Origin of the sequence: Polynucleobacter duraquae (assembly GCF_000973625.1) — a bacterium.
GTDB lineage: Bacteria > Pseudomonadota > Gammaproteobacteria > Burkholderiales > Burkholderiaceae > Polynucleobacter > Polynucleobacter duraquae.
Genome location: NZ_CP007501.1, coordinates 1,404,086 through 1,428,090 on the forward strand (window position 1 = coordinate 1,404,086; position 24,005 = coordinate 1,428,090).

At 45.6% G+C, this 24,005-nt stretch carries 29 protein-coding genes; 4 read left to right on the top strand and 25 right to left on the bottom strand.

What is annotated here, in order from left to right; translation table 11 throughout:
• Positions 1-14: 14 nt before the first annotated feature.
• Genes CL55_RS07255 through CL55_RS07265 form a run of 3 tightly spaced genes read right to left on the bottom strand, consistent with a single transcriptional unit; the run spans position 15 to position 1,294 of the window.
• On the bottom strand, positions 15-467 hold the full coding sequence (locus CL55_RS07255; RefSeq protein ID WP_046330484.1) for an OsmC family protein: 453 nt from the start codon (positions 465-467) through the stop codon (positions 15-17).
• A 28-nt stretch (positions 468-495) separates the two neighbouring features.
• Positions 496-981: a methyltransferase family protein gene (locus CL55_RS07260; protein WP_046330485.1), complete on the bottom strand. Its 486-nt coding sequence runs from the start codon at positions 979-981 to the stop codon at positions 496-498.
• Positions 982-1,021: 40 nt separating this feature from the next.
• Positions 1,022-1,294 (bottom strand): hypothetical protein, encoded by a 273-nt coding sequence (locus CL55_RS07265; protein WP_156156286.1) that lies wholly within the window; start codon positions 1,292-1,294, stop codon positions 1,022-1,024.
• A 150-nt stretch (positions 1,295-1,444) separates the two neighbouring features.
• Between CL55_RS07265 and CL55_RS07270 the strand changes: the two genes are divergently transcribed.
• Positions 1,445-2,221, top strand: coding sequence for a ferredoxin--NADP reductase (locus tag CL55_RS07270; protein ID WP_046330487.1), 777 nt, complete (start codon positions 1,445-1,447; stop codon positions 2,219-2,221).
• A 106-nt stretch (positions 2,222-2,327) separates the two neighbouring features.
• The gene (locus tag CL55_RS10705) at positions 2,328-2,492 is read left to right on the top strand and encodes a hypothetical protein (RefSeq protein ID WP_170217003.1); all 165 of its coding nucleotides are present in this window, start codon (positions 2,328-2,330) and stop codon (positions 2,490-2,492) included.
• Positions 2,493-2,501: 9 nt separating this feature from the next.
• Here the strand turns inward: CL55_RS10705 and CL55_RS07275 are convergent, their stop codons facing one another.
• The 5 genes from CL55_RS07275 to CL55_RS07295 are packed head-to-tail and all read right to left on the bottom strand — an operon-like array spanning position 2,502 to position 6,768.
• Positions 2,502-3,494 (bottom strand): YeiH family protein, encoded by a 993-nt coding sequence (locus CL55_RS07275; RefSeq protein ID WP_046330488.1) that lies wholly within the window; start codon positions 3,492-3,494, stop codon positions 2,502-2,504.
• A gap of 4 nt (positions 3,495-3,498) precedes the next feature.
• The gene (locus tag CL55_RS07280) at positions 3,499-4,218 is read right to left on the bottom strand and encodes a GntR family transcriptional regulator (protein ID WP_046330489.1); all 720 of its coding nucleotides are present in this window, start codon (positions 4,216-4,218) and stop codon (positions 3,499-3,501) included.
• Between the two features lie 9 nt (positions 4,219-4,227).
• The gene (locus tag CL55_RS07285; RefSeq protein WP_046330490.1) at positions 4,228-5,400 is read right to left on the bottom strand and encodes a UxaA family hydrolase; all 1,173 of its coding nucleotides are present in this window, start codon (positions 5,398-5,400) and stop codon (positions 4,228-4,230) included.
• 42 nt (positions 5,401-5,442) lie between these two features.
• Entirely contained in the window at positions 5,443-5,724 is a 282-nt protein-coding gene (locus CL55_RS07290) for an SAF domain-containing protein (protein ID WP_046330491.1), read from the bottom strand.
• Positions 5,725-5,757: 33 nt separating this feature from the next.
• A complete protein-coding gene (locus tag CL55_RS07295) occupies positions 5,758-6,768 on the bottom strand; it encodes an Ldh family oxidoreductase (protein WP_046330492.1) in 1,011 nt (336 codons plus the stop codon).
• A gap of 287 nt (positions 6,769-7,055) precedes the next feature.
• Between CL55_RS07295 and CL55_RS07300 the strand changes: the two genes are divergently transcribed.
• The gene (locus CL55_RS07300) at positions 7,056-8,042 is read left to right on the top strand and encodes a Bug family tripartite tricarboxylate transporter substrate binding protein (protein ID WP_046330493.1); all 987 of its coding nucleotides are present in this window, start codon (positions 7,056-7,058) and stop codon (positions 8,040-8,042) included.
• A gap of 65 nt (positions 8,043-8,107) precedes the next feature.
• Here CL55_RS07300 and CL55_RS07305 read toward each other — a convergent pair whose 3' ends face one another.
• The 7 genes from CL55_RS07305 to CL55_RS07335 are packed head-to-tail and all read right to left on the bottom strand — an operon-like array spanning position 8,108 to position 13,518.
• Positions 8,108-8,851: a sulfite exporter TauE/SafE family protein gene (locus CL55_RS07305; RefSeq protein ID WP_046330494.1), complete on the bottom strand. Its 744-nt coding sequence runs from the start codon at positions 8,849-8,851 to the stop codon at positions 8,108-8,110.
• A gap of 10 nt (positions 8,852-8,861) precedes the next feature.
• Complete coding sequence (locus tag CL55_RS07310) at positions 8,862-10,580, bottom strand: L-aspartate oxidase (protein WP_046330495.1); 1,719 nt, start codon at positions 10,578-10,580, stop codon at positions 8,862-8,864.
• A complete protein-coding gene (locus CL55_RS07315) occupies positions 10,577-11,188 on the bottom strand; it encodes a fumarate hydratase C-terminal domain-containing protein (protein ID WP_046330496.1) in 612 nt (203 codons plus the stop codon). Before CL55_RS07315 ends, CL55_RS07310 begins: the two co-directional genes overlap by 4 nt.
• A gap of 8 nt (positions 11,189-11,196) precedes the next feature.
• On the bottom strand, positions 11,197-12,072 hold the full coding sequence (locus tag CL55_RS07320; RefSeq protein WP_046330497.1) for a fumarate hydratase: 876 nt from the start codon (positions 12,070-12,072) through the stop codon (positions 11,197-11,199).
• 11 nt (positions 12,073-12,083) lie between these two features.
• Positions 12,084-12,443: a succinate dehydrogenase, cytochrome b556 subunit gene (gene sdhC / locus CL55_RS07325; protein ID WP_046330498.1), complete on the bottom strand. Its 360-nt coding sequence runs from the start codon at positions 12,441-12,443 to the stop codon at positions 12,084-12,086.
• Complete coding sequence (locus CL55_RS07330) at positions 12,440-12,790, bottom strand: succinate dehydrogenase (protein ID WP_052728801.1); 351 nt, start codon at positions 12,788-12,790, stop codon at positions 12,440-12,442. The genes sdhC and CL55_RS07330 overlap by 4 nt, the downstream gene beginning before the upstream one ends.
• Positions 12,787-13,518, bottom strand: a complete 732-nt coding sequence (locus CL55_RS07335; RefSeq protein WP_046330499.1) for a succinate dehydrogenase/fumarate reductase iron-sulfur subunit — start codon at positions 13,516-13,518, stop codon at positions 12,787-12,789. The genes CL55_RS07330 and CL55_RS07335 overlap by 4 nt, the downstream gene beginning before the upstream one ends.
• A gap of 82 nt (positions 13,519-13,600) precedes the next feature.
• On the opposite strand from CL55_RS07335, the gene CL55_RS07340 reads away from it, so the two are divergent.
• Complete coding sequence (locus tag CL55_RS07340) at positions 13,601-14,500, top strand: LysR family transcriptional regulator (protein ID WP_046330500.1); 900 nt, start codon at positions 13,601-13,603, stop codon at positions 14,498-14,500.
• Between the two features lie 151 nt (positions 14,501-14,651).
• On the opposite strand, the gene CL55_RS07345 is transcribed toward CL55_RS07340, so the two are convergent.
• From CL55_RS07345 to uvrB, 10 genes are all read right to left on the bottom strand, one after another.
• The gene (locus CL55_RS07345; RefSeq protein ID WP_046330501.1) at positions 14,652-15,020 is read right to left on the bottom strand and encodes a Rap1a/Tai family immunity protein; all 369 of its coding nucleotides are present in this window, start codon (positions 15,018-15,020) and stop codon (positions 14,652-14,654) included.
• Between the two features lie 17 nt (positions 15,021-15,037).
• Positions 15,038-16,153, bottom strand: a complete 1,116-nt coding sequence (locus CL55_RS10480) for a DUF3300 domain-containing protein (RefSeq protein WP_052728802.1) — start codon at positions 16,151-16,153, stop codon at positions 15,038-15,040.
• 49 nt (positions 16,154-16,202) lie between these two features.
• Positions 16,203-16,541 (bottom strand): ISC system 2Fe-2S type ferredoxin, encoded by a 339-nt coding sequence (fdx, locus tag CL55_RS07355; protein WP_046330502.1) that lies wholly within the window; start codon positions 16,539-16,541, stop codon positions 16,203-16,205.
• Between the two features lie 18 nt (positions 16,542-16,559).
• Positions 16,560-18,425: a Fe-S protein assembly chaperone HscA gene (hscA, locus tag CL55_RS07360; RefSeq protein ID WP_046330503.1), complete on the bottom strand. Its 1,866-nt coding sequence runs from the start codon at positions 18,423-18,425 to the stop codon at positions 16,560-16,562.
• 18 nt (positions 18,426-18,443) lie between these two features.
• On the bottom strand, positions 18,444-18,983 hold the full coding sequence (gene hscB / locus CL55_RS07365; RefSeq protein WP_046330504.1) for a Fe-S protein assembly co-chaperone HscB: 540 nt from the start codon (positions 18,981-18,983) through the stop codon (positions 18,444-18,446).
• Entirely contained in the window at positions 18,949-19,272 is a 324-nt protein-coding gene (gene iscA, locus CL55_RS07370; protein WP_046330505.1) for an iron-sulfur cluster assembly protein IscA, read from the bottom strand. Before iscA ends, hscB begins: the two co-directional genes overlap by 35 nt.
• A 19-nt stretch (positions 19,273-19,291) precedes the next feature.
• A complete protein-coding gene (gene iscU, locus CL55_RS07375; protein ID WP_046330506.1) occupies positions 19,292-19,678 on the bottom strand; it encodes a Fe-S cluster assembly scaffold IscU in 387 nt (128 codons plus the stop codon).
• Positions 19,679-19,746: 68 nt separating this feature from the next.
• Complete coding sequence (locus CL55_RS07380; protein WP_046330507.1) at positions 19,747-21,006, bottom strand: IscS subfamily cysteine desulfurase; 1,260 nt, start codon at positions 21,004-21,006, stop codon at positions 19,747-19,749.
• A 43-nt stretch (positions 21,007-21,049) separates the two neighbouring features.
• Positions 21,050-21,619 carry a Fe-S cluster assembly transcription factor gene (locus tag CL55_RS07385; RefSeq protein ID WP_046330508.1) on the bottom strand — a complete coding sequence of 190 codons (570 nt, stop codon included), beginning with the start codon at positions 21,617-21,619 and terminating at the stop codon, positions 21,050-21,052.
• A 118-nt stretch (positions 21,620-21,737) separates the two neighbouring features.
• Positions 21,738-23,891: an excinuclease ABC subunit UvrB gene (gene uvrB / locus CL55_RS07390; protein ID WP_237150485.1), complete on the bottom strand. Its 2,154-nt coding sequence runs from the start codon at positions 23,889-23,891 to the stop codon at positions 21,738-21,740.
• Between the last annotated feature and the right edge of the window lie 114 nt (positions 23,892-24,005).

Below are 24,005 nucleotides of genomic sequence, written 5' to 3' on the forward strand. Positions count from 1 at the left end.
TACATCAGGAATGGTTAAATAGCTGGATATAACTTCGTGCTCTCGCTATCAATGACAGTCACATTCACCGGAATACCAAGACTCACACTAGAAGATACAGTACAGAAGTCCTGAAACTGCGCTAATACACGCTCGAGGTTCTCCAGAGTATTTCCTGGAACACCAATCCGAATCTCTACATTGATGGCCAATATGCGTAAACGGTTTTCTGCGTTTCTACCTATTTCACAATTGGCCTTCGTTTCGATTGGCTCAGGATTTTGCTTAAACTTTCTGAGCGCAAAGAGCAGCGAATCAGACAGGCAATTCGCCACACCCGCCAATAAGAACTGTGATGGCGTAGCGCCTTGTGATTTTCCCAGGGGTGGTGGCTCATCGCCATAAACAGGATCACGCTCTTCGTTGTAATAAATAGCAAATTGGTAATCAGCTTGCTGAACTAGTCTTACGGAAGGATCGCTACTCATAAAAACTCCAATAACTTAAAACGCTATCTTAATAGATAGCAGGAATTAACTTTTTGACTCTACGCTGGTAGTCTCGATAATCTGGAAAACGCTCTACCAACCAGACTTCCTCCCGCCTTGCTTTGATATCAAATAAGAAAAATAGGCCAATCGCATAGATCAAGATATAAATGCCGGGGAAGATGAGTAGCCAAGCAATTGCTGCTAAGAGCACCCCAAAGTAGATCGGGTGCCTTACAAATTGATATAAGCCATTTTGAATCAGAATGGCATTGTCTTTTGGGCAAGGTAGAGGGGTGAGATTTTTACCGAGATTAATCACGGCGATTACCATGATTAAAGTGGCTAGCAAGCCAATCGCAATGCCACAAGACTGGAGAATGGAAGCAAGGGGTTCGGATCTGATTAAAAGAGAGCCTTGAGGGCCGAATAAGATCAGGCCAATCAGAATTCCCTGTACCACCACATACCATGCACCTCTTTCAAAGATCGATTGATGTGGCGATGAAGTCATGGCGTGGCCTTATGAAGATAAGACCACAGTCTAGCTTGAATTAGTACGTTAATGCCTTATTAAAGTGCTCATCAATGCTAGCCTCATCTTGGGTCAACACATGTTGTGCAATCAGGAAAACCCCTGAAATAAAGCTGAGGCAAACTAGCACTCCAAAAGCATGATATTGATTTAGGCCACTCTGATTAAGGGCATTGAGATACTGGGCGCTATCCAGGGCCAGGTGGGTGGATAAGCTCAGTAGAGCCAAACCCAAAAATATCTGGATGATGGTTAAAAATAAGGGCTTTTGGACTTTGGGCTTAGCAGACATAGGATTCTCTCGATTAGGCATAAAAGAATCATAGGGGGCTAGCCTACATAAGTAAAAGAATCCCTTTTTATAAGCTTAAATACTTTTTTATCTATAGAACCATCCCTAGAATGAGGATAATTAGGTTTTATACCTTAATAATTCGTATTTATGGCTGCCTACAACACTGAAACCGTCCTCACTGTTCATCACTGGAATGACACCCTGTTTAGCTTTACAACCACCAGAAACAAAGGTTTACGCTTCCGTAGCGGCCATTTCTTGATGATTGGTTTAGAAGTTGAAGGCAAGCCATTAGTTCGCGCCTACAGTGTTGCAAGCCCTAACTATGAAGAGCATCTAGAGTTTTTAAGCATCAAAGTTCAAGATGGCCCCCTCACCTCTCGTCTTCAGAAGATTCAGGTAGGCGACCCCGTTTTGGTGAGCGAGAAATCCGTGGGCACCCTAGTCATAGATGACTTGAACCCAGGAAAACACCTCTACTTATTTAGCACCGGGACGGGATTGGCGCCTTTCATGAGCATTATTCGTGATCCGGATACTTATGAGAAATTTGAGAAAGTAGTCTTAATTCATGGTGTTCGTTTGGTAAGCGAGCTGGCCTACGGTGATTACATTAAAGATGAGCTCACTCAAGACGAATATATTGGTGAAATCATTCGCGAGAAATTAATCTACTACCCAACGGTGACGCGCGAGGCTTTTAAACACACTGGTCGATTAACTACCGCGATTGAGTCAGGCCAACTATTTAAAGATATTGGCTTACCCCCATTAGATCCAGCAGTCGATCGCGCCATGATCTGCGGTAGCCCATCCATGCTAAAAGAAACCGCTGAAATGCTAGACTCCAAGGGCTTCAAGGTATCTCCTAGCCTTGGTCAATTGGGTGACTATGTATTTGAGCGCGCATTCGTAGAAAAGTAAAAAGCCTATATACCCAAAAGTAATTAAGTTATCGCTATATGTTTCTTGTGGATATATAGACAACTTGGTAAATTAGTTCTCATAAGAAATTTACCAAGGAATTGAGATGTCCCCTGTCCGAGAGCACTACAACCCGATTATTACGCAGTTATTGCGTGAACATGATCGCTTGCCACATGAGAATGTGGCTGAACGAAAAAACTTCCAACGCAGAATTCTGTTCTTGATGACCACTATCAAGATGGAAGAGTTTGAGGACTCTTACAGTTAAAAATCTTTCTTACAAAGAGCTGCTAATAAAGATTAATCCGATTACAGCAATAAATACAGTTTCAACAACCAACATGACTACGGGTTGCCAACCTAATTTGGCCAACTCCTGAAAGTTGGTTTTCAGTCCAGCCGCGCCAATAGCAATTACCAACATCCAACGGGACATTTCACCAATAGATTGGGTAACTGAGCTTGGCAAAATCTGCATAGATGCAACGACTGATAGCGCCACAAACCCCAATAAGAATATCGGTATCAGGCGTAGACTTCCCCATCCTAAATGTTGAGATGATTTTTCAGCACCAAAGAAAATAGAGATAAATAAAACGACAGGCAACAGAAGAGCGACGCGGAAAAGCTTCACAACAGTCGCTACATCCCCCGCCTCAGGGCCAAACAACATGCCCGCAGCAACTACCTGCGCCACATCATGAATGGTAGCCCCCAGAAAGATGCCAGCAGGTAAAGCGGTGATATCGAGCAACTGCAAGGCGAAAGGGTATACCACCATGGCTATAGTGGAGAGGACGGTTACCCCAACTACTACCAGGAGAGTAAATCGCTCATTCTCTTTTGTTTTTGGCAGAACTGAAGCTACCGCTAAAGCTGCTGAAGCTCCGCAAATACCAACGGATCCACCCGCAATCAATCCAAAATCTGGGGACAGCTTTAAGAGTTTGGCCAAGAAGAATCCCAAGGCTACCGTGGCAGCAACTGCAAACATCACCATTAATCCGGTATTCAAACCAATTGCGCCAATATCAGCAAATGTAATCCGAATACCTAGAAATGCCACACCCAAACGGAGAACCGTTTTGGCGCAAAAATCAATTCCTGACTTTACTGCCTCATTGAGATATAAAAAATGGAGCGACAAACCAATCAGTAATGCGTACAACAACTGGGGGCCACCATAGTTCTCAGAAAGAAAACTGGTGGACATGGCAATGAGTAGGCAAACCAAAAGTCCTGGAGTATTTTTCCGAATGGTGGTCAACATCAAACTAAGCTACCAACTCACTGAAATACTCATGTTGAGTAGTATTTAAAGTAGAAACACGCCACTCTAGAGGCTCATCCTGAATGCCCAGCGCCACTCTTCGAATAACTAGTACGGGAGACTCCGGATTTAATCCTAGCCATTCAGCGTGCTGTTTGCCTGCTAGGCCGGCACGCAAACGCTCGCTACTTCGCACAACAGTTTGGCCGTATTCCATTTGATACATCTGATAAATACTACCTTTACGTTCAATAAAGTCTGCACGGGTTAAATTTTTAAACCTCTGCTTATCCAAGGTGATCTGATCGATCATGACGCACTGATCTTCCAATGACAGGCGATTGGTAATTCTCCAAACGGGTGCACCCTCTTTTATCCCTAACTTACTCGCCTCTTCCTTATTGGCAGTAGCGCTAATTAGGGAGACTAATTCAACTTTGGGGTAAACCTTTTTCTCAGCATCGTGTTTAACAATGTGAAAAAAATAATACAAAAGTCTTTTGAGATCATGCTCAACAACATAGGTTCCCCTGCCTTGGCGTCGAACTACGATACCTTCCGCAACCAACTCGTCCACCGCTTTGCGCAGGGTACCTATAGATACATCTAACTCTTTTGACAAATCCTTTTCGGCAGGCAATGCCTGCCCCATAGGATATCGACCCCTGACCAGATCCTCGGTGATCTTTTGCTTAACTTCCTCGTAAGCGGTCAGGTTTCTCATGCTGCAGTCTTATGCTGATTCGTATAAACGAGTCAATACGAACTCACGGTGACCGAGAATTTCAGAAGCAGTCAATTCACCATCAGCCGTACGCTTCAAGCAATCTAACAACTTGTTTCCTGCTTCATCCATATTCTCTTCGCGACGCAATAAGCCAGACACATCAACGTCGATATGCTCACCCATCGTGCGGACAGTCTTTGGATTAGCGCAAATCTTAATGACTGGAAGAATTGCATTACCGATCACATTACCCTGACCCGTTGGGAAGAAATGCGCAGTGAAGCCGGCGGCTGCACACAAGGTGACCATTTCAGCAGCAGCTGATGATGAGTCCATAAAATGCAAACCAGGAATCTTCGGCTCCTCACCTTTATCCAGCACGCTATCCACAATACATTTCTTACCAATTTTCTGGATATTACCCAAAGCCTTCTCTTCAATGGTTGTTAAACCACCTGCAATATTGCCTTTGGTTGGCTGAGAGTCAGAGAGATCACTCGTCTTATGACGCTCAATCACATCCTGGTAGCGATCAAACATCTCGCGGAACTTTTTCTTCACTTCAGGAGTACGGCAACGCGCTTCAACTAAATGCTCGCCACCAGTTAACTCAGTAGTTTCACCAAACACCATGGTGGAGCCAATTTCATATAACTTATCAAAAGCATCACCCACGGTTGGGTTTGCACCACATCCAGAAGTCGTATCGGATTCACCGCATTTGGTAGAAACCCATAGCTCAGATAATGGAGCAGAAACACGTTTTTGCTTAGATGCATGCTTCATCATGTTGTAGGCAGCTTTACTAGCGGAAGCAATGGTTGCTGTGTCGCCATTACCTTCGATCCAGAATCCCTCAACTGGCTTGCCTGATGCCTTGATGCCATCAACGATAATTTTTGTCCATTGCGGCTCAATACCGATTACCACTACAGCAGCAACGTTCGGATTAGAACCTGTACCAATTAAGGTGCGAAAGTGTAAATCCAAGTCAGCTCCGAACTGTAAACGACCATAGGAGTGAGGGATTGCCATCGTTCCTTTGATGTTATTGGCTACTGCTTCACAGGCTGCATTGGATAAGTCATCCAAAGGCAAAATCAATACGTGATTACGAATACCCATGCGGCCGTTTTCACGGCGATAACCTAAAAAGGTCGCGTCTTTCAAATTAGTCATTTTTTATATCTCTCTCAATGAATAGGTAGGTCAGGTACCGGATTACCAGCGCTTAGTTTTTACGTTTTGGACGTGAAGATGCTCGCCCTTTTTGATTGGGGCTACTACCTTGCCAATATCAACGCCGTATTTCATTACCGTGTCACCTGGCTTGAAATCGTTCAATGAAATTTTGTGACCAATAGGAATGTCACTTTCAGACTTGATATTTAGAGTAAGGTCACCATCCATAACCCAACCAATTAGGTCTGTTCCAGCCTTTACATCCTCGACTACTACTACACCTACGCCATCTGCTGGCTCATGCACGACAAAGTGGATCATTACTATCTCCTCAATAATCTCGTTTATAAAAAACTACTCAGTCCATGACTGGCGAATGCCAGTCTGAATTTCTTCCACAACCACATCTGAAACTGTGACGCCATCACTCAATCCTGTAGCGCGCTGCTGAAAACGACGTTGTCCAGGAAGACGGGTACCAGCATCGGCACTTAAAACCTGCAAGAAATCCTGAATACGGCTAGCGAAAATAGATGCGCCCGCCAAACCAGGATCAATCGTTAATATCAACTGTCCAATACGCGGGCGATTACCTTTAGGATCAAAAAAGGAATCCGCCTCATAAGAAAAGCGACTACCTGAAAGTCCAACTACTAGCAATTCAACAATGAGGGCAAGCAAGGCTCCTTTATCGCCACCCAAAGGAAGCATTAAGCCCTTCAAGCCCTCTTGCGGATCAGTAGTCGGCTTACCATCTGCAGTCAATGCCCAGCCTTCTGGAATGGCTTGACCATTTTTTGCTGCAACCAATAGCTTTCCGCGGGCTACTGCGGAAAGTGACATGTCTATAACTAAAGGATCGCCGCCAGGGGTAGGGAAAGCCGCAGCTAGGGGATTAGTTCCAAAGATGGCTCTGCTACCACCAACCATTGGCATAGCAGCTGGAGTATTTCCAAACAACAAGGAGACGTAACCTGCTCGTGCCGCAGCTTCAACATAATGCCCCGCAACACCAAAATGATGGCTATTAGTCACAGCCACTAAACCAAGACCATTTTTTGAAGCTAGACTCACCGACAGGTCAGTTGCAAACCGTAGTGCAGGAAAAGCTAGGCCATCACGCGCATCGACCAAAGCAGCTGCCGTTTTAAATGGCCGAACCCTTAACTTAGGATCTAGCTCAATTCGGCCATTTTTTGCATGTGCAGCATATTGGGGAACTCTCGCCAAGCCATGCGAAGCCAACCCATCCAACTCCGCCAGTGCCAGAAACTGTGCAGTCTCATAAGCCGCCTTTGAATTGATACCGGCAGCCTGAAGGCCTTTGTTTGCTAGCTCAAGAATCTCTGGATAGCTCAGATTCATGAATGCTCCCCATGAATGAAGTCGCCTAAATACAGGGTTTTCAGGGCTTGACTAGATCTAGCTTTAGGGAACAAAATAACTGACATATCTGAATCATATAGATGATTTAGATATCTTGCAATACCCAATTCGTGGTGCAGCGCAGAAAGTATCTTGAAGCACTGCAGGAGGAATGGAGGAGACAGAAGTAATGAATAAGCATATAACTATTAAATAGCAGTTGAGTATATTTTTTTCATAGCGAAATAGCTAAGATATAAAGATCAAATTACCACTGGAGGTCACCGATGTTGAAGATTCAAAAATTGAAGATAAGCAGACGTTTAGTTTTACTTGCAGGAGCGCTGACTCTTGCATTCCCCCAATTAGCAACAGCACAATCCTGGCCAACAAAGCCGATTAAATTAATCATTCCTTTTGCAGCCGGCGGCACCACCGATATTCTTGGCCGACTCTTAGCTCAGCAGTTAACAAAAGATTTAGGACAAAACGTCATTGTTGAAAATAAAGGCGGTGCTGGTGGCAATATCGCTGCTGAATTTGTAGCGCAAGCACCAGCAGATGGCTATACCATCATGCTCGCCTCAGGCAGTATGCTTACCGTGAATCCCAGTTTATATAAAAGATTGCCAGTAAATTACAGCAAAGATTTTGTGAACATTACTAATGTTGCTAGCGGCCCCATGTTGCTATCTGTCAGCAGCAAAATCCCAGTCAAGAATTTAAATGAATTTATTACCTATGCAAAAACTAAGGATCTGAATTTTGGCTCTGCAGGCATTGGAAGCCAAGTTCATATGGCCGCTGAAAACCTAACCTACTCTGCCAACATTCCGGCGACTCATGTTCCATATAAGGGTGAATCTGCTGCCATCAATGACTTAGTGTCTGGGCAAATCGACTTTATGGTTGGCAACCTCACTGCCGCAACAGGTTTTGCCAAAGCTGGTCAGATTAAGCCGCTTGCTGTAACTAGCGCTAAACGTGTCAAGCAACTTCCCGATGTTCCAACAGTTGCCGAAAGCGGAATCCCCGGATTTGAAAGCACTGGTTGGTTTGGTTTAGTGGCACCGGCCAACACTCCTAAGGTCATTACGGACAAAATCTATGATGCCACTGTGAAAGCGGTGAAGTCAGATGCCATGCAAAAGAGCTTGGAGCTTAATGGCTTAACCCCGGTTGTGAATTCTCAGAAAGACTTTGATGCTCAGATTAAAGCTGAGTTAGTTAACTGGGAAAAAGTAATTAAGGGTCGCAACATTAGCACCCAGTAAGAATTACTAGCGGAATATAAAAAGCGAGGATTTATCCTCGCTTTTTATATTCCCTGAAAAATATTTTACGTTAGCTGTCTAAACAATAACATTGAACCCGCAAATACTAATATCGACCCATAGGCGATGCGCATGGAAGTGTTGCTTAGCTTCGTGTGAACATGTGAGCCTGTCCATATCCCCAAGAAAGTGACAGGCATTAAGCAAACCGCGAGGCCGATTACCTCCCAGCTCAAGATGAGTCCCGTGACCAACATTAAGGTGAGCCGCAAAAATGTCAGCATAAAAATAGCGAATGCCATAGTTGCACGAAGCACTTTGGGATTATTAATTCTTAAGCCAAGGTAAGAGACATACACTGGTCCACCAGTTGCAAAAAGAGCTGTAAATACACCGCCAAAGAATCCAAATGGCACTGCCCACCATCTGTTAATTGGATCCCGAGAATCAACATTTCTTTGAACCAAAACACGCACGCCGTTAACAGCTGCAAATATCCCAAGAATCAGTAGCAAGGGTTCGCTTGGTGCCTTTACCAATAAAAAGATACCCAAGACCATTCCGACTAAGCTAAAAGGAAATAGCCATTTCAATTCTTGGATATTTGCATCGCTGGATGACTTTCTACCGATGTAAAGCGAAGCGCAGATATCAATGATGACCATCATGGGAACTACAACCTTGAGGGGGTATATCTGTACCAGCAAAGGGACGGCTACTATTGACGAGCCAAATCCTGAAACTCCAAAGATGAAGAATCCACAAAGAACTATTAAAGCTGATAGCGCAAATGAGGCCGGCTCAATCAATTCAAAAATATTAAGCCTCTACCAAAATAGTCTCGCCAGGCTTCACCATCGTAAATTGAACTGGCCTGTTTTTAATTTCTAATCCTTCTATACCCAGATGGACAGCGGTAAAGTAAGACTCCTCCAAAGAGCCGGGCTGCGGAAAATCTTCACGATAATGCGCTCCTCTTGAGTTTTCTCGGGCAAGAGCAGCATCTGCTACCGACTTGCTCACTAAGATCAGGTTACTTAAATTCATCCAATCTTGCCAAGTAATGCTGTACTCCCTCTGGATGTCGCCAACCCCTATTTGGTGCAGCTGCTGATCTAGTTGATCGAGCTTCACGCGAGCACGTAACAAGCTTTCTCTTGTTCTGGAAATGCCCACGTCATCCCACATACATTCTGCTAGGGCATCACGAATCGATTCAATATCGCCAGCCGGTCTCTCCAATGGGGCCTCATGCGCCTTGATGCTAGCAAGTACCTCTTCCATATTGCACTCTTGCAGACTCTGGGACACAACCCAATTTGCCATCTCTTCACCGGCAATGCCGCCAAATACAGTTGAATTAGCTACACCATTGCCACCCAGGCGATTTGCTCCGTGCACCCCTCCAGTATCTTCACCTGCTGCAAATAAACCTGGTAACTCGGTACTGCAATCCGCCTTGAAAATTAATCCGCCCATCATGTAATGCGCAGTTGGAACGACCTCTACGAGATCTCCGGCCAAATCAAAACCGCTGTCCGCACAACGCTCGACCATGCCTTTAAATAGCTTGCGCACATTATCAGGACCTAAGTGACTCATCTGAATATAGACACCGCCGTTTGGTGTAGATCTACCTGCACGAATTTCAGAATTAATCGATCGCGAAACGATATCCCGAGTAGCCCGTTCATTGCGCGGATCGTAGTTACCCATGAAGCGTTCTTTATTGCCATTGAGCAAATATCCGCCTGCGCCACGTAATCCTTCCTCAAGTACGGTTCCCGTCATCCTAGTGCCAGGTCCCGCCAGTAAGCCGGTAGGATGAAATTGCACCATCTCCATATCGCGCAGAGTAAGACCTGCACGAAGTGCCATAGCCAAGCCATCACAGCTCTTATCACCCGATGGTGTGTGGTACTTGTACATGGTAGGTCCACCACCGGTAGCCAGCAGAACTGCCTTTGCTCGCACTAGGGTGAATTGACCAGTCGTCATATCGAGCATCAATACACCAGCGAGAGACTTTCCATCAGCACTATGAATTAACTCGACTGCCCTATGCTCCTCAAGTCGATGAATTCCTCTTGCCCATACTTGCTCAGCCAGTCGACTGATAATTTCAATTCCAGTTAAATCGCCCTTGTGAACTGTCCGGTCAAAAGTTTGCCCCGCAAATGCTTTTTGATGAACTGTGCCATCTGGATTGCGATCAAAGAAACAGCCGAGCTCATTCTCAAGCTCACGAATACGTTCAACCGACTTATTTACCAATGTCCATGCCAACTCTTGGTCCGACAACCATTTACCACCTTCGATTGTGTCCATAAAATGACGTTCAACAGAGTCGCCCTCTGCCAGCGCCACGTTATAACCACCTTGCACCATGCGAGTACAACCACATTTACCCAGCAATCCTTTTACGGCAATGGTGATGTGCAGATTTGGATTAGTTTGGTGGGCGTGTAGAGCTGCAAAAAGCCCTGCACCGCCAGAACCTAGAATGAGAATGTCTGTCTCAAGAGTAGTGATATTCATGAGGAAATTCCTAAGCTCTTTAGTACAGCCTCTTTGTTACGTGCAACGTCACTTTTTACTTCTTGATAAATACTACCGCCATGACTATCCATCGCTACTAGCAAAGGTCCAAAGTCTTTAATCTTGAAACGCCAAAGAGACTCTGGATTGAGATCGTCCATATCCACATCTTCAATTTGCTCAATCCACGTTGTCTCTAGTGCTGCTGTACCTCCGATAATTGCAAGATACACGCCACCAATTTCCTGAAAAGCTGCCGCAGATTCTTCGCGCATACCGCCCTTACCTACAATCATTCGCACGCCATTCTCGGTCATCAGTGGACGCGTAAAACGCTCCATGCGATCTGATGTGGTTGTGCCAATACAGATTGCTTGATATCCAGCTGGGAATTCCTCACTCACCGCCACCTTGCGCACATTAGGAGCCGTATGAATTACTGCATGACCATGGAGATCAAAGCGAGTTTTTCGACCCTTATCAAACAAGTGAATCTGCGTGGCATCTCGAATACCAAATAAGGTATTTTGTAGAGTCACGGTGTCATTAATACGCAGCTTTCGAATATCCGATTCGCTAACAGGAGTTGGAAGGTTATAGTGGGCCATCTTAATTCCTAAAATCCGTAAGTCACACCATCAGGCGTGAAGGTTGCTCGCGCTCTACGAGCTGAGTGGCACTGCATATTGACAGCTACTGGATTTAAGGTGATATGAGTATGGGCAAGCTCTATATGCACGGCAAACGCTGTGCCATCACCACCCAAGCCTTGAGGACCAATGCCTAATTTGTTCACGGCAGCAGTTAATTCTTGCTCTAACTTGGCGCCTTCTTCATCGCTACATACGCTACCCAATGCTCTTGTAGCAGCACGCTTAGCCATTGCGACACATTGCTCAGAGGTGCCACCGATACCAACACCGACGATGGTTGGCGGACAAGTCTTGCCTCCCGCAGAAACAACGCTATCAATAACAAAGGCTTTAACGCCATTAATTCCATCAGCAGGAATGGCCATCTTCAAAAAAGAATTGTTTTCTGAACCGCTTCCTTTTGGAACCATCTCGATTTCAATCATCTCATCATCATCACAAAAATCGATGCTGATTGCTGGCATATCAATACCGCAGGATGTGTGATTATTCTTGCGCGTGATCGGATGCACTACAGAAGATCTCAATGGGTATTCAGTAGTTGCACGCTCGCAACCTTTACGAATCGCCGCCTTGAGCTCCATGCCATCTAGCTGCACATTACGGCCAATCTTGACCTTATAAATTGGTAAACCAGTATCTTGGCAAAGTAGATTGTCCTCACGCTCGGCAACAGCAATGTTGGTGATCATGGTTTTGAGAACCACTTGAGCGCGTGCATCTGATTCGCCTTGATTTAAGCGCTCAATACCAGCTTTAACATCATCTGGCAGCACCTTTAAAGCACGAATATAGAGCTCCTTGCAAGCCTCCTCAACTGCTTTCATTTGTAGCTGCATAAATTATCCAATCAGTTTGCTAAATACAAAAATAGAAGGCCGCAAGCAATACCAAACAAAATAGCTACTTGGGTCCAAGCCTTACGCAATCCGCGCCATGGGCCAAATTCAATCATGATGAGTCGAATTCCGCCCACCAAATGGACCGCCAATAAAATAACCAGCGCCCACTCGCCGAATTTAAAAACCCAAAAGTCCGTTAAGCCTAAGGAGCGCTCAAACCCAGTAGCGCCACGTAAAGACTGCGAAAGCATTAAGAAATGTAAGGGAATGAAGCAAGCCAGTAGCAGCCCGGAGAATCTATGGCATGCATATGCAAAGTAAGAGAGGTGAGACTTTGCGCGTAAATCGAGCTTTGGTCTTGAGCTCATAACGCACCCCCGGTAAAGACACCAATCACTGCTGTAGTCCCTAAGACGAGTATGAGAACCGCTAGCAGCGAAGATAGGGCTTTAGAAATAAATCCCTTAGAAAACGTTTCTTCGAGAATATTAGCCAAGCCAATAGGCGCATGTACAAAACAGGCTAAAACAAAAATCTCATAAAAAATAGCAAAGGCAATATTACCTTGAGTGCGCCCCAGAATCTCCTCAGCAGTTAAGCCGCCACGTATTGCATAGAAAATAATGACAAGATGGATGCTGACGCAAAGACCCAAAACCATGGCGCTGATTCTCTGGGCATACCAAAGCTTTGCCTGCATCACGGCTTGACTCATAACTTGCCCCACTTGCTTCCTCGTACAGCAGCTCTTGCTACTAACTTTTTCAATCCGGCAATACTAGCCGTAGGTTCAAGTTTCTTAGGGCAACGCTCTGTACAGGATCCCTGCGTATGACATGCATGGCAACCTTCATCACCAGCAACGGCACGTAGGCGATCTAATTGCTGTACATCACGCACATCATTCGTTAAGGTCCAGGCACGATTCAAGGCGGCTGGACCGAGGTAGTTAGGGCGGCTCTGCACAACTTCACAAGAGGAATAGCACACTCCACAACCGATGCATTCGATACCAGCATTGGCTAATTGACGTTCAGGTGACTGCGGCTCTACTCTTGCAAAATCATCATGACGGGTTTTATCCCCCTTGAAGAAACCAACCGCACCCTTCCACTTATTAAAGAACTCTCGCATATCAGTAGCAAGGTCTTTAATGACTGGTAGATTATTCAAGGGGGCAATCTCCAGGGAGTCCCCTTCAACAATCTGGGAAACGTGAGTACGACATGTCCAGCGAGCAACGCCGTTCACTGTCATGGCGCAAGAACCACACATACCCACCCGACAAGCAAATCGGTAGCTGAGGGTTGGGTCTAGCTTACGCTGAATAAAGGTAACGACATCCAATACCGTTTGATTTGGATTGCGAGGCACCAAATACTCAACAAACTCACCCTCTTGAGCACCGCGCCATACTTTGACTTTGAGATCTGAATTAGACATGGGCTAATTATATAGATAGATAGTAAAAAATAAATCGAATATAATTTTCTACGAGATAAATTAATACTTTATATTAAAACCTATGTCCAGCATCCGAGTGCTCAAGAACTTTCTAGCTATTTCCAGGCACAAGAGCGTGGCAGCCGCTGCACGTGAAATAGGTCTTACGGCTGCCGCCGCAGGACAGCAATTGCAACAGCTAGAAGCAGATATTGGTGTAGAGCTATTTGATAGAACCAAACGATCTATGACGCTTAATCATCATGGAAGATCGTTGGTCGAACCCATTCAAGAGATCATTGCGCGCTATGAGGCTCTAGGATCAGACTTTAAATCTGAACTCAGTGGCACCATTGTTCTAGGCGCACTAGTCTCCACTTTAATGGGCGCTTTTGGAAATACATTAAATGAGCTCAAGCAGAACTACCCAGAGCTTGAAATTAAACTCATTGCAGGCCTTTCTAGCAACTTTCTAGAGCAAGTAATCGAAGGCAACCTAGATGCAGCAATAGTGACTGAGTCACCCTATGCATTACCCCAAAATGTTCAATGGACCGAGCTATATACAGAGCCTATGATTGTCATCCATCCAGCAGTTAAAAATAAGAAAGGGTTAACGCCGAAGCAGTTGGCCGATGAATTTCCGTTTATCCGTTTTGAACGAAATACTTGGACTGGCCATCTCGTAGATCAAACCATTCGAGCAAATAAGCTCAACATTAAAGAAGGTATGGAGCTCAATTCTGTAGAGGCAATCATTGAGCTTGTAAGACAAGGGCTTGGATATTCAATTGTTCCCAAGCTAGCCAACGTTTCTTGGGAAAACGATCGCCAATTAAAGATATCTCAATTACCTGGAAAAACAATTTACCGAAAAGTGGGCTTACTAGAAAAACGTAAGCATTCTCGTGAAAATATTACTCAAGAGATTAAGAAATACTTCTTAGATGAAGTGATTGCAAAAAGAAAAACCACCCCGTAGGGTGGTTTGAAATAAATCTATGGAGGCACTACCTAAGAATGAACAACAACTTCATCGTATTCCATCAATAGCCTCCCCCGACAAGGAATTGCTTACTTAATGTGCACAATGCCTCAGATTGGTGCAATAGCTAATACTACCCAAGTGCCTGCTATTTGCAGGGATACCTTGCTTCAAAGAAGCGGACCAGCGTCTTAGCTGCGCGCTCCTGATTAAATTGGGGATTACTTTGGTTCCAAGCCAAGAACTCCTGAAGAATGACTTCTCTTGTGCCAGCTTCCGATGAGAAGCAAATGCTCGGCTTTTGTTTTGCATTTCGGTTAGCAAGGTAAGTCTGATAAACACCCTCACCAAAGCCAAAGCAAAAGTTCTGAGCATCTGTATCGTTGAGGTTTTTGCATAGCTCAACCAATGCAGCAGTGGAGGCATCATTTTTAGGCAGATCAGACTGAGCAAAAGCATTTGCCTGCGACAGCAAGACTGCACCAATGATAAGTGGGATTATCCGGAATAGTTTCATAGTGTCTTCTTTATAGATTAGCGCCTAAATCCACCCATACGACCACCGCCAAAACCGCCGCGACCACCAAATCGATCATCATTCATTCGATCAGCACGCGCTTGCTCTCGCATCGCATTTTCTTGGACTGCCTCACGATTGGTATTTGGATTACTACGATCTTGCTGGTAATCATTTCTTGCCTCTTGATTTAGGCGGTCAGCTTGAGCGCGCTCTTGTGGCGTAGCATTTTTCTGAAAGGCGCTATCTGCGCGCTGCCCCGCCGCTCTTGCGGCTTGTCGATCTTGCGGGCTAGCATTATTTTTCCAATCATTCAGAAGTCGCTGTTGGTTCTGAATGCTACTAGGGCCAATCAGCCCCCTATTCGTTCTTCCAGGAGAGTTTGTATTATTCACATTAATCGTGCCGTCAGACCAACTAGGCGTGGACCAAAATGCACCACCTACTGCCATCCCAAGTCCAAAAGACATCATTCCCCAGGCGGGGTTATAAGCAGGATATGGCGGGTAGTCTGGATAAGGCCACGCTCCATAAACAACCGTGGGGTTATAGCTCGGCACGTAGACCACTTGAGTATTGGCGGGACCAATTAATACGTTCGAGTTAGCATCAGTACTGACTGTAATTTGCTGATTTGACTTGAGAGTTCCAGCTTGAACGGCGCGTTTGCGTAAAACCTGCACCGCCTTCATCGTATCTGCAGGTTGTAGCTTGTAGGCATTACCCAAATTTTGGGTCCACTGCAACTTACTACCCATCATATTGAATGCTTGCGGGAATGCGATCAGTGACTTCACACTATCGTTCCATGATTGTGCTTTGAGGGCATCTTGCAATGCAGTGCCATTTAGACTGGAATTGCTGTTACGCCAGTTATAGGCTTCAGCCACCTCTAGTGGATAAGTTGATGCCAACAGCATCAAAGACAGTAAGGAGTCCGGGTATAAGGCAATCGGAGAGAGTAAGGACTGCAATTGCTCTGATGAAATCAACTGTGGCGAACTGTTATAGCCCCCACTTTGAGTGTAGGACTGTGGATAGTCGATATTTTGATAGGGATCACTATTATTTGAGCAAGCGCCCAAAAGTGAAATAACACTAATGCAGTAGCACGCCTTATATTGAATATTCATACGCTCGTTAATCCTCCAATAATGATAGAGTTTAATACCGGGTTTGAATTTAGTGGTTTTCTTTAGCGTGATTGATAGAGTACTTCGGTATCTCAATAACTAAGTCCTGGCGCGCCACAATAGCCTGGCAAGATAAGCGAGACTGAGGATTGAGTCCCCATGCACGGTCTAACAAATCTTCTTCATTCTCATCAGGCTCATTCAGACTCTGATAACCCTCTCTCACAATCACGTGACAGGTAGTACAAGCGCAGACCATATCGCAGGCATGCTCAATCGGAATATGGTTTTCTAGCAAGGCTTCACAAACAGAAGTGCCTGGAGTCACTTCAAGCACCGCACCTTCAGGGCAATACTCGCTATGGGGTAGAACGACGATCTGAGTCATTTGGGTAATTTTCTTTTCTTAAATTTCTGCAACATTCTTACCGGCCAATGCCCTCTTAATACTGGCATTCATACGCTTTTGAGCAAACTCGTCGGTAGCCTTGGCAGCATGATCGACTGCTTTTCTGAGAATGGCGCTATCAGCTTCTTCTGTAAGTAACTTTTGCAAGACGGCCATTTCTTGATCAACCTCAGCCTGCTCTTGAGAGTTCAATAATCCACGATCAGAATCCAAAGCAGTTTGTACGGCATCTAGTAATCGTTGGGCATTCACTTGCTCTTCACGCAAAGATCTTGAGAGAAGATCTATTTTGGCCGAGGCAAATCCATCTTGCAGCATGCGGGCAATTTCAGCATCAGTCAAACCATATGATGGCTTAATATCTATTGAGGCTTGCACACCTGAACCCTGCTCCATGGCGCTAACGGAAAGTAATCCATCTGCATCCACTTGATAGGTCACCCGAATACGGGCAGCCCCGGCAGCCATTGGTGGGATGCCACGCAATTCAAACTTGCCTAAGGAGCGGCAGTCTTGTGCCAACTCTCTCTCGCCCTGCACCACCTGAATCGCTAAAGCGGTTTGGCCATCTTTGAAGGTTGTGAAATCCTGAGCACGCGCTACCGGAATAGGTGTGTTGCGAGGAATAATTTTTTCTACCAAACCACCCATGGTTTCAATGCCAAGAGACAGCGGAATGACATCTAAGAGGAGCCACTCATCATCCTTGCTTTGATTACCAGCAAGTAAGTCAGCTTGCATTGCAGCGCCTAAAGCAACAACCTGATCTGGATTGAGATTGTTTAAGGGTTTGGTACCAAAGAGCTCGCCCACCGCACGTTGCACCTGAGGCATGCGAGTTGCTCCACCAACCATCACGACACCTTTGACTTCATCAGTTTTAAGGCCTGCATCGCGCAAAGCCTTCTTCACAGCAACTAAAGTCTTATTGATTAAGTTTTGGGTGATTTCAAAAAACTGAGCTTGGCTAACTCCCACATTAATCACAGTGCCATCTGCAAGGGCTTCATGAACGCGTGCTAACGGGTTATGACTCAATTGCTCTTTCGCATGTTTGCAAGAGAGCAAGAGCTTACGGTGATCCTGAATCGATAGTGGTGGAAGCTTAGCTTGCTCAATCACCCAACAATAGAGACGATGGTCAAAATCATCACCGCCCAAAGCAGAATCGCCACCAGTAGAGAGCACCTCAAATACCCCTCTGCTCATACGCAAAATGGAGATATCAAAAGTGCCGCCACCTAAATCGTAAACTGCGTAGATACCCTCGGAGGCGTTATCCAAACCGTAAGCAATGGCAGCAGCGGTAGGCTCATTGAGTAGACGTAAAACTTCAATACCAGCCAACTTCGCAGCATCTTTAGTTGCTTGACGTTGAGCATCATCAAAATAAGCGGGCACAGTAATCACCGCACCAACGATGTCGTCATTTACCGAGTCTTCCGCCAACTGGCGCAAGCGTGCCAGAATTTCTGCTGAAACTTCAATGGGGCTCTTATCACCCGCCACTGTTTTGATCTTTAACATCCCGGGCTCGTCTACAAAGTCGTAAGGAGTGCTTTCGATATTCTCTACATCCACAATACCCCGGCCCATGAAACGTTTCACAGAAACAATCGTGTTTTTAGGATCAGAGACAATACTTTCGGCAGCCTCGAAACCCGCTTGAGTTCTGCCATTTGGGAGATAACGCACCACTGAAGGGAGTAATTCGCGCCCCTCTGAATCAGGGAGAACTTGAGGTAAGGCATCCCGCACAATTGCGACTAAGGAGTTAGTAGTACCTAAATCAATACCTACCGCAATCCGACGCTGATGCGGAGCAAGTGATTTACCAGGTTCGGAGATTTGTAATAAGGCCATGGGGTCTAGAGTGTAAAGCTATACCAAAGCTGAGATAGCATCATCTAGCTCTAGCGCAAACTTATCAATAAAAAGCAGCCCTCTGAGTAACTCAGCTGCGCGCTCATAGTTTTTAGCTCTATCAATAGCCTGTGTAATTTCTACCAGGATATCTTGTTTGGCTTGATCAACCTCTTCAGCTAGAGCTTCGAGAGCCCCAAGATCCTCATCTTGGTCTTCGAGACTTTCACGCCATTCCATTTGCTTCATCAGAAAAGCAGCAGGCATGGCCGTATTGGTCTCAAGACGCGCATCCACTTTGTGGAGTTGGCAAAGATAGAGCCCGCGCTGAATGGGATTTTTCAAAGTTTGAAATGCTGTATTTGCTAGGGTAGCCATTTGCATTGCCAATCTTTGCTCGGTATCGCTACCGCGAGCATGGCGATCAGGATGTACTTCTTTTTGGATCGCCAAATAGGCTTGATCTAGTGCAGACAAATCGAGATTGAATTGCTGCTCTAAACCAAAGAAATTAAAGTAATTGTCAGACGCGGAAGGATTCACCACAACCACACTCATCTTTTACATTCGGGTTTTGGAACTTAAAGCCTTCGTTCAAACCTTCACGTACAAAGTCTAATTCGGTGCCATCTAAATAGGCCAAGCTCTTAGGATCAATAAAGATAGTGATGCCATTAGATTCAAATTTTGCATCTTCAGGGGCAGCCTCATCCACGTACTCCAATTGATAGGCTAAGCCCGAGCAACCAGTGGTGCGAACACCCAAGCGTAAGCCGCAACCTTTTCCGCGCTTATCTAAATTGCGCTGAACATGTTTTGCTGCTTTGTCGGTTAAGGTAATTGCCATGATGAAAGCCTCTTTATCTTTACAGGGCCGGATGCTTTTCTTTGTAATCAGCCACTGCTGCCTTAATGGCATCTTCAGCCAAGATAGAGCAGTGAATTTTTACTGGTGGCAAAGCCAACTCTTCAGCAATCAAGGAGTTCTTAATCTCCAAGGCTTGATCCAAAGTTTTACCTTTAACCCACTCAGTGACTAGTGAAGATGATGCAATCGCAGAACCACAACCATAGGTCTTGAACTTGGCATCTTCAATCACACCCTGATCGTTTACACGAATCTGTAACTTCATCACGTCACCACACGCAGGTGCGCCAACCATGCCGGTACCTACTTGGTCATCGCCTTTTTCAAAAGAACCCACATTGCGGGGATTTTCATAATGATCAATTACTTTGTCGCTATATGCCATGGTGTTTTCTCGCTATCTCTTTTATCTTTAATCTTGCTTCAATATATTCAATGCTGATTCAATAATTCTTAGTGAGCTGCCCACTGGATGGTGCTGAGGTCAATACCATCCTTAAACATTTCCCACAAAGGTGAAAGTTCACGTAACTTCGCAATCTTCTCTTTTACTAATTTGATTGTGAAATCCACTTCTTCTTCAGTAGTAAAGCGTCCCAAAGTAAAACGAATTGAGCTATGCGCCAATTCATCATTGCGGCCAAGAGCACGCAAAACATAAGAAGGCTCCAAGGATGCTGAAGTACATGCAGAACCAGAAGAGATCGCTAGGTCTTTCAAGGCCATCAACATCGATTCGCCCTCAACGTAATTAAAGCTGATGTTCAGGTTATGCGGAACACGATGATCCATGTCTCCGTTGACGTAAACCTCTTCAATATCCTTCAAACCATTAAGCAAGCGATCGCGCAAAGCACGAATACGAGCATTGCCCGAAGCCATCTCAAGACGTGCGATACGGAAAGCTTCACCTAAACCAACGATTTGATGAACGGCTAAGGTGCCTGAACGCATACCGCGCTCATGACCGCCACCATGAATCTGTGCCTCAATACGAATACGGGGCTTACGACGCACAAACAAGGCGCCAATACCTTTAGGGCCATAAGACTTATGAGCAGAAAAGCTCATTAAATCTACTTTAGTTTTTTCTAAATCAATTTCTACTTTGCCGGTAGCTTGCGCTGCATCCACATGAAAAATCACACCACGTGAGCGGCATAACTCGCCAATACCTGGAATATCTTGGATTACGCCAATCTCATTATTGACGTACATCACTGACAACAAAATAGTGCCCGGCTTCATTGCCGCTTCTAGCTGAGCAAAATCAATCAAACCATTTGGAAGAACATCTAAGTAAGTAACTTCAAAACCTTCGCGCTCAAGTTCGCGGCAAGTATCTAAAGTAGCCTTGTGCTCTGTCTTCACAGTAATGATGTGATTGCCACGATCTTTATAAAAGTGCGCCGCACCCTTAAGCGCTAAATTAATACTTTCAGTCGCGCCGCTAGTAAATACGATCTCTCTTGGGTCGGCATGGACTAACTGAGCCACTTCTGAACGCGCCCACTCAACCGCTTCCTCTGCAGCCCAACCGTAGGCATGGCTACGAGATGCAGCATTACCAAACTGCTCACGCAAGTAAGGCAACATCTTGTCTACCACGCGCGGGTCAATCGGCGTAGTCGCCGAATAGTCCATATAAACCGGAAAATGCTTAGGACTAAACATCGGGATTGACTGCTGGGGAATGTCTTGTGGTGCGTTCATTTTTTGCTTATCGATTTATAGGTAAAGAGATGAATCTCTTGGATTAACTTTGCCGAGCTAAATTAAAAACAGAATTCACTAGAGGACGCTTCGGGGCATCTTCTTTTTTTGCTGCGACTGCTGGTACTGGCTTTTCTGCCCTAACACTGTCAGTCTTGATTTTCTTGGGGCGCAAATCCTGCAACACGATTCCGCGTCCAGATTGCTGATGTACCAAGTCTCGTAATGACACGGAACTCAGGTACTCCACCATCTTGGCATTCAGGTTCGACCAAAGATCATGAGTCATGCAATGACCTTGGCTTTCTTCGTCGGTATGACAGTTGCCCTTACCGCCGCATTGAGTTGCGTCCAGGGGCTCATCAACGGCCACAATAATGTCGGCCACGCTAATTTCCTCGGATTTACGGGCTAGGGTGTAACCACCACCAGGTCCACGAGTACTTTCAACGATATTGAAGCGGCGTAACTTGCCGAAAAGTTGCTCTAAATAAGAGAGGGAAATCTTCTGTCTTTGGCTAATTCCGGCCAAAGTTACAGGCCCGTGCGTCTCACGCAGGGCTAAGTCGATCATTGCGGTTACTGCAAAACGGCCTTTAGTTGTAAGTCTCATATGTCACCTTGGTAATGGATTGTTATGGACAGCTAACAGTCGGGCGGGTAATACCCGACCATTCCACTCAACTTTACCATATACCCCACTAAATTGCTCAGGCATTAACCCCTCAGGTCTAAATGGCGTCCCGGGAACGAGCCCCAAACGCCATTTCCTTCACCTTAGTCAATCTGTCGCGGGTAGAGGCGGCCTTTTCAAACTCCAAATTCTTGGCCTCAGAGTTCATTTGCTTCTCTAAACGCTTGATTTCGCCCGCCAGGTCCTTCTCGCTCATATCCTCATAGCGTGCCCGCTCCTGCTCAACTTGCATCTCAGAGCGCTTCTCTTTGACGTCATAGACCCCGTCAATAATGTCTTTAATGCGCTTTTTAACGCCACGGGGCTCAATCCCATTAGCCTTATTGAAGGCAATTTGTTTGGTACGGCGACGCTCCGTTTCGCCCATCGCCCGCTTCATGGAGTCGGTAATACGGTCGGCATACAAAATCGCCTTACCTTTGACGTTTCGTGCCGCTCTACCAATGGTTTGAATCAAACTGCGCTCAGAACGCAAGAAGCCCTCTTTATCTGCATCCAAAATGGCGACTAGAGAGACCTCTGGAATATCTAGGCCCTCGCGTAATAAATTAATACCTACCAATACGTCAAAGACACCTAAACGTAAGTCACGCAGAATTTCCACTCTCTCCACCGTATCAATATCGGAGTGTACGTAGCGTACCTTTACTCCGTTATCCGATAAGTAATCCGTGAGTTGCTCAGCCATACGTTTTGTTAATACCGTTACTAAAACACGCTCATGGACTTTGACTCGCTCATGAATCTGATTCAGCAAATCATCTACCTGAGTACTTGCTGGCAATACTTCAATTTCTGGGTCGACCAATCCGGTTGGTCTTGCTACTTGCTCTACCACTTGTCCGGTGTGCGTATTTTCATAATCAGCCGGTGTTGCAGAAACAAAGACGGTTTGACGCATTTTGGTTTCAAACTCAGTAAATTTGAGTGGGCGGTTATCCATTGCTGAAGGCAAGCGGAATCCAAACTCTACTAAGGTATGTTTGCGAGACTTGTCGCCGTTGTACATCGCATTGAGCTGACCGATGAGGACATGACTCTCATCTAAAAACATGAGTGCATCATTGGGCAGGTAGTCGACCAAGGTAGGCGGCGCCTCACCAGGCATAGCGCCTGAGAGGTGGCGGGAATAGTTCTCAATGCCTTTGCAGAAGCCTAATTCGTTGAGCATCTCTAGGTCAAAGCGGGTACGCTGCTCTAAACGCTGCGCTTCAACCAGCTTACCGTCTTTTACAAATTCATCTAAGCGAATGCGTAACTCTGCTTTGATCGTTTCAATTGCTTTGAGAACCGTATCACGCGGCGTGACGTAGTGCGAGCTTGGATAAACGGTAAAGCGTGGAATCTTCTGACGAATTTTTCCAGTGAGTGGATCAAAGAATTGCAAGCTCTCGATAACATCATCGAAGAGCTCAACGCGTACGGCTAATTCATTATGCTCAGCCGGAAAAATATCAATCGTGTCGCCCCGAACTCGGAAAACACCACGCTTAAAGTCGGTTTCATTGCGATCGTATTGCATCGCAATTAAGCGCATCAAAATATCGCGCTGACTCATCTTGTCGCCAGGACGTAAAGTCATCACCATGCTGTGATAGTCGCCTGGATTACCAATACCGTAAATTGCGGATACGGTTGCTACGATGATGACATCTCGTCGCTCTAATAAACTCTTGGTAGCAGACAGTCGCATTTGCTCGATATGCTCATTGATTGATGAATCCTTTTCAATAAACAAATCGCGTGTCGGAACGTAGGCCTCCGGCTGGTAGTAATCGTAGTAACTAACAAAGTACTCCACCGCATTTTTAGGGAAGAATTCCCGAAACTCACTATAGAGCTGGGCAGCTAGGGTCTTGTTTGGGGCAAAAATGATGGCGGGACGACCTGTTATGGCAATCACATTAGCCATAGTGAAGGTCTTACCCGAGCCAGTCACGCCCAACAGCGTCTGAAAGGTCAACCCATCCTCAATACCAGCCACTAACGCATCAATTGCGGCCGGCTGATCGCCTGCGGGCGGAAATGGCTGATAGAGCTGAAACGGGGAATCTGGGAAGGAAACGAATTTAGCTGGGTTTAAATCGTGGCCTACCTCGCCCAAAGGATCGGCTACAGGGGTTTTCTTGCTTTCGGCAACTGGGGAATTCGAGGAAGTTTTAGGCAACTTGGGGGGCATCTCAGCTATCATTTCAACTGTAAGTTTTAGTTCACAGCGAATTTTGTACAAACATCGATTTTGCCGTTTTTATTTAGAAATAGTTGAATCTAGCCTCAAAAACAGCCACTCAAAGCAAATTTAACT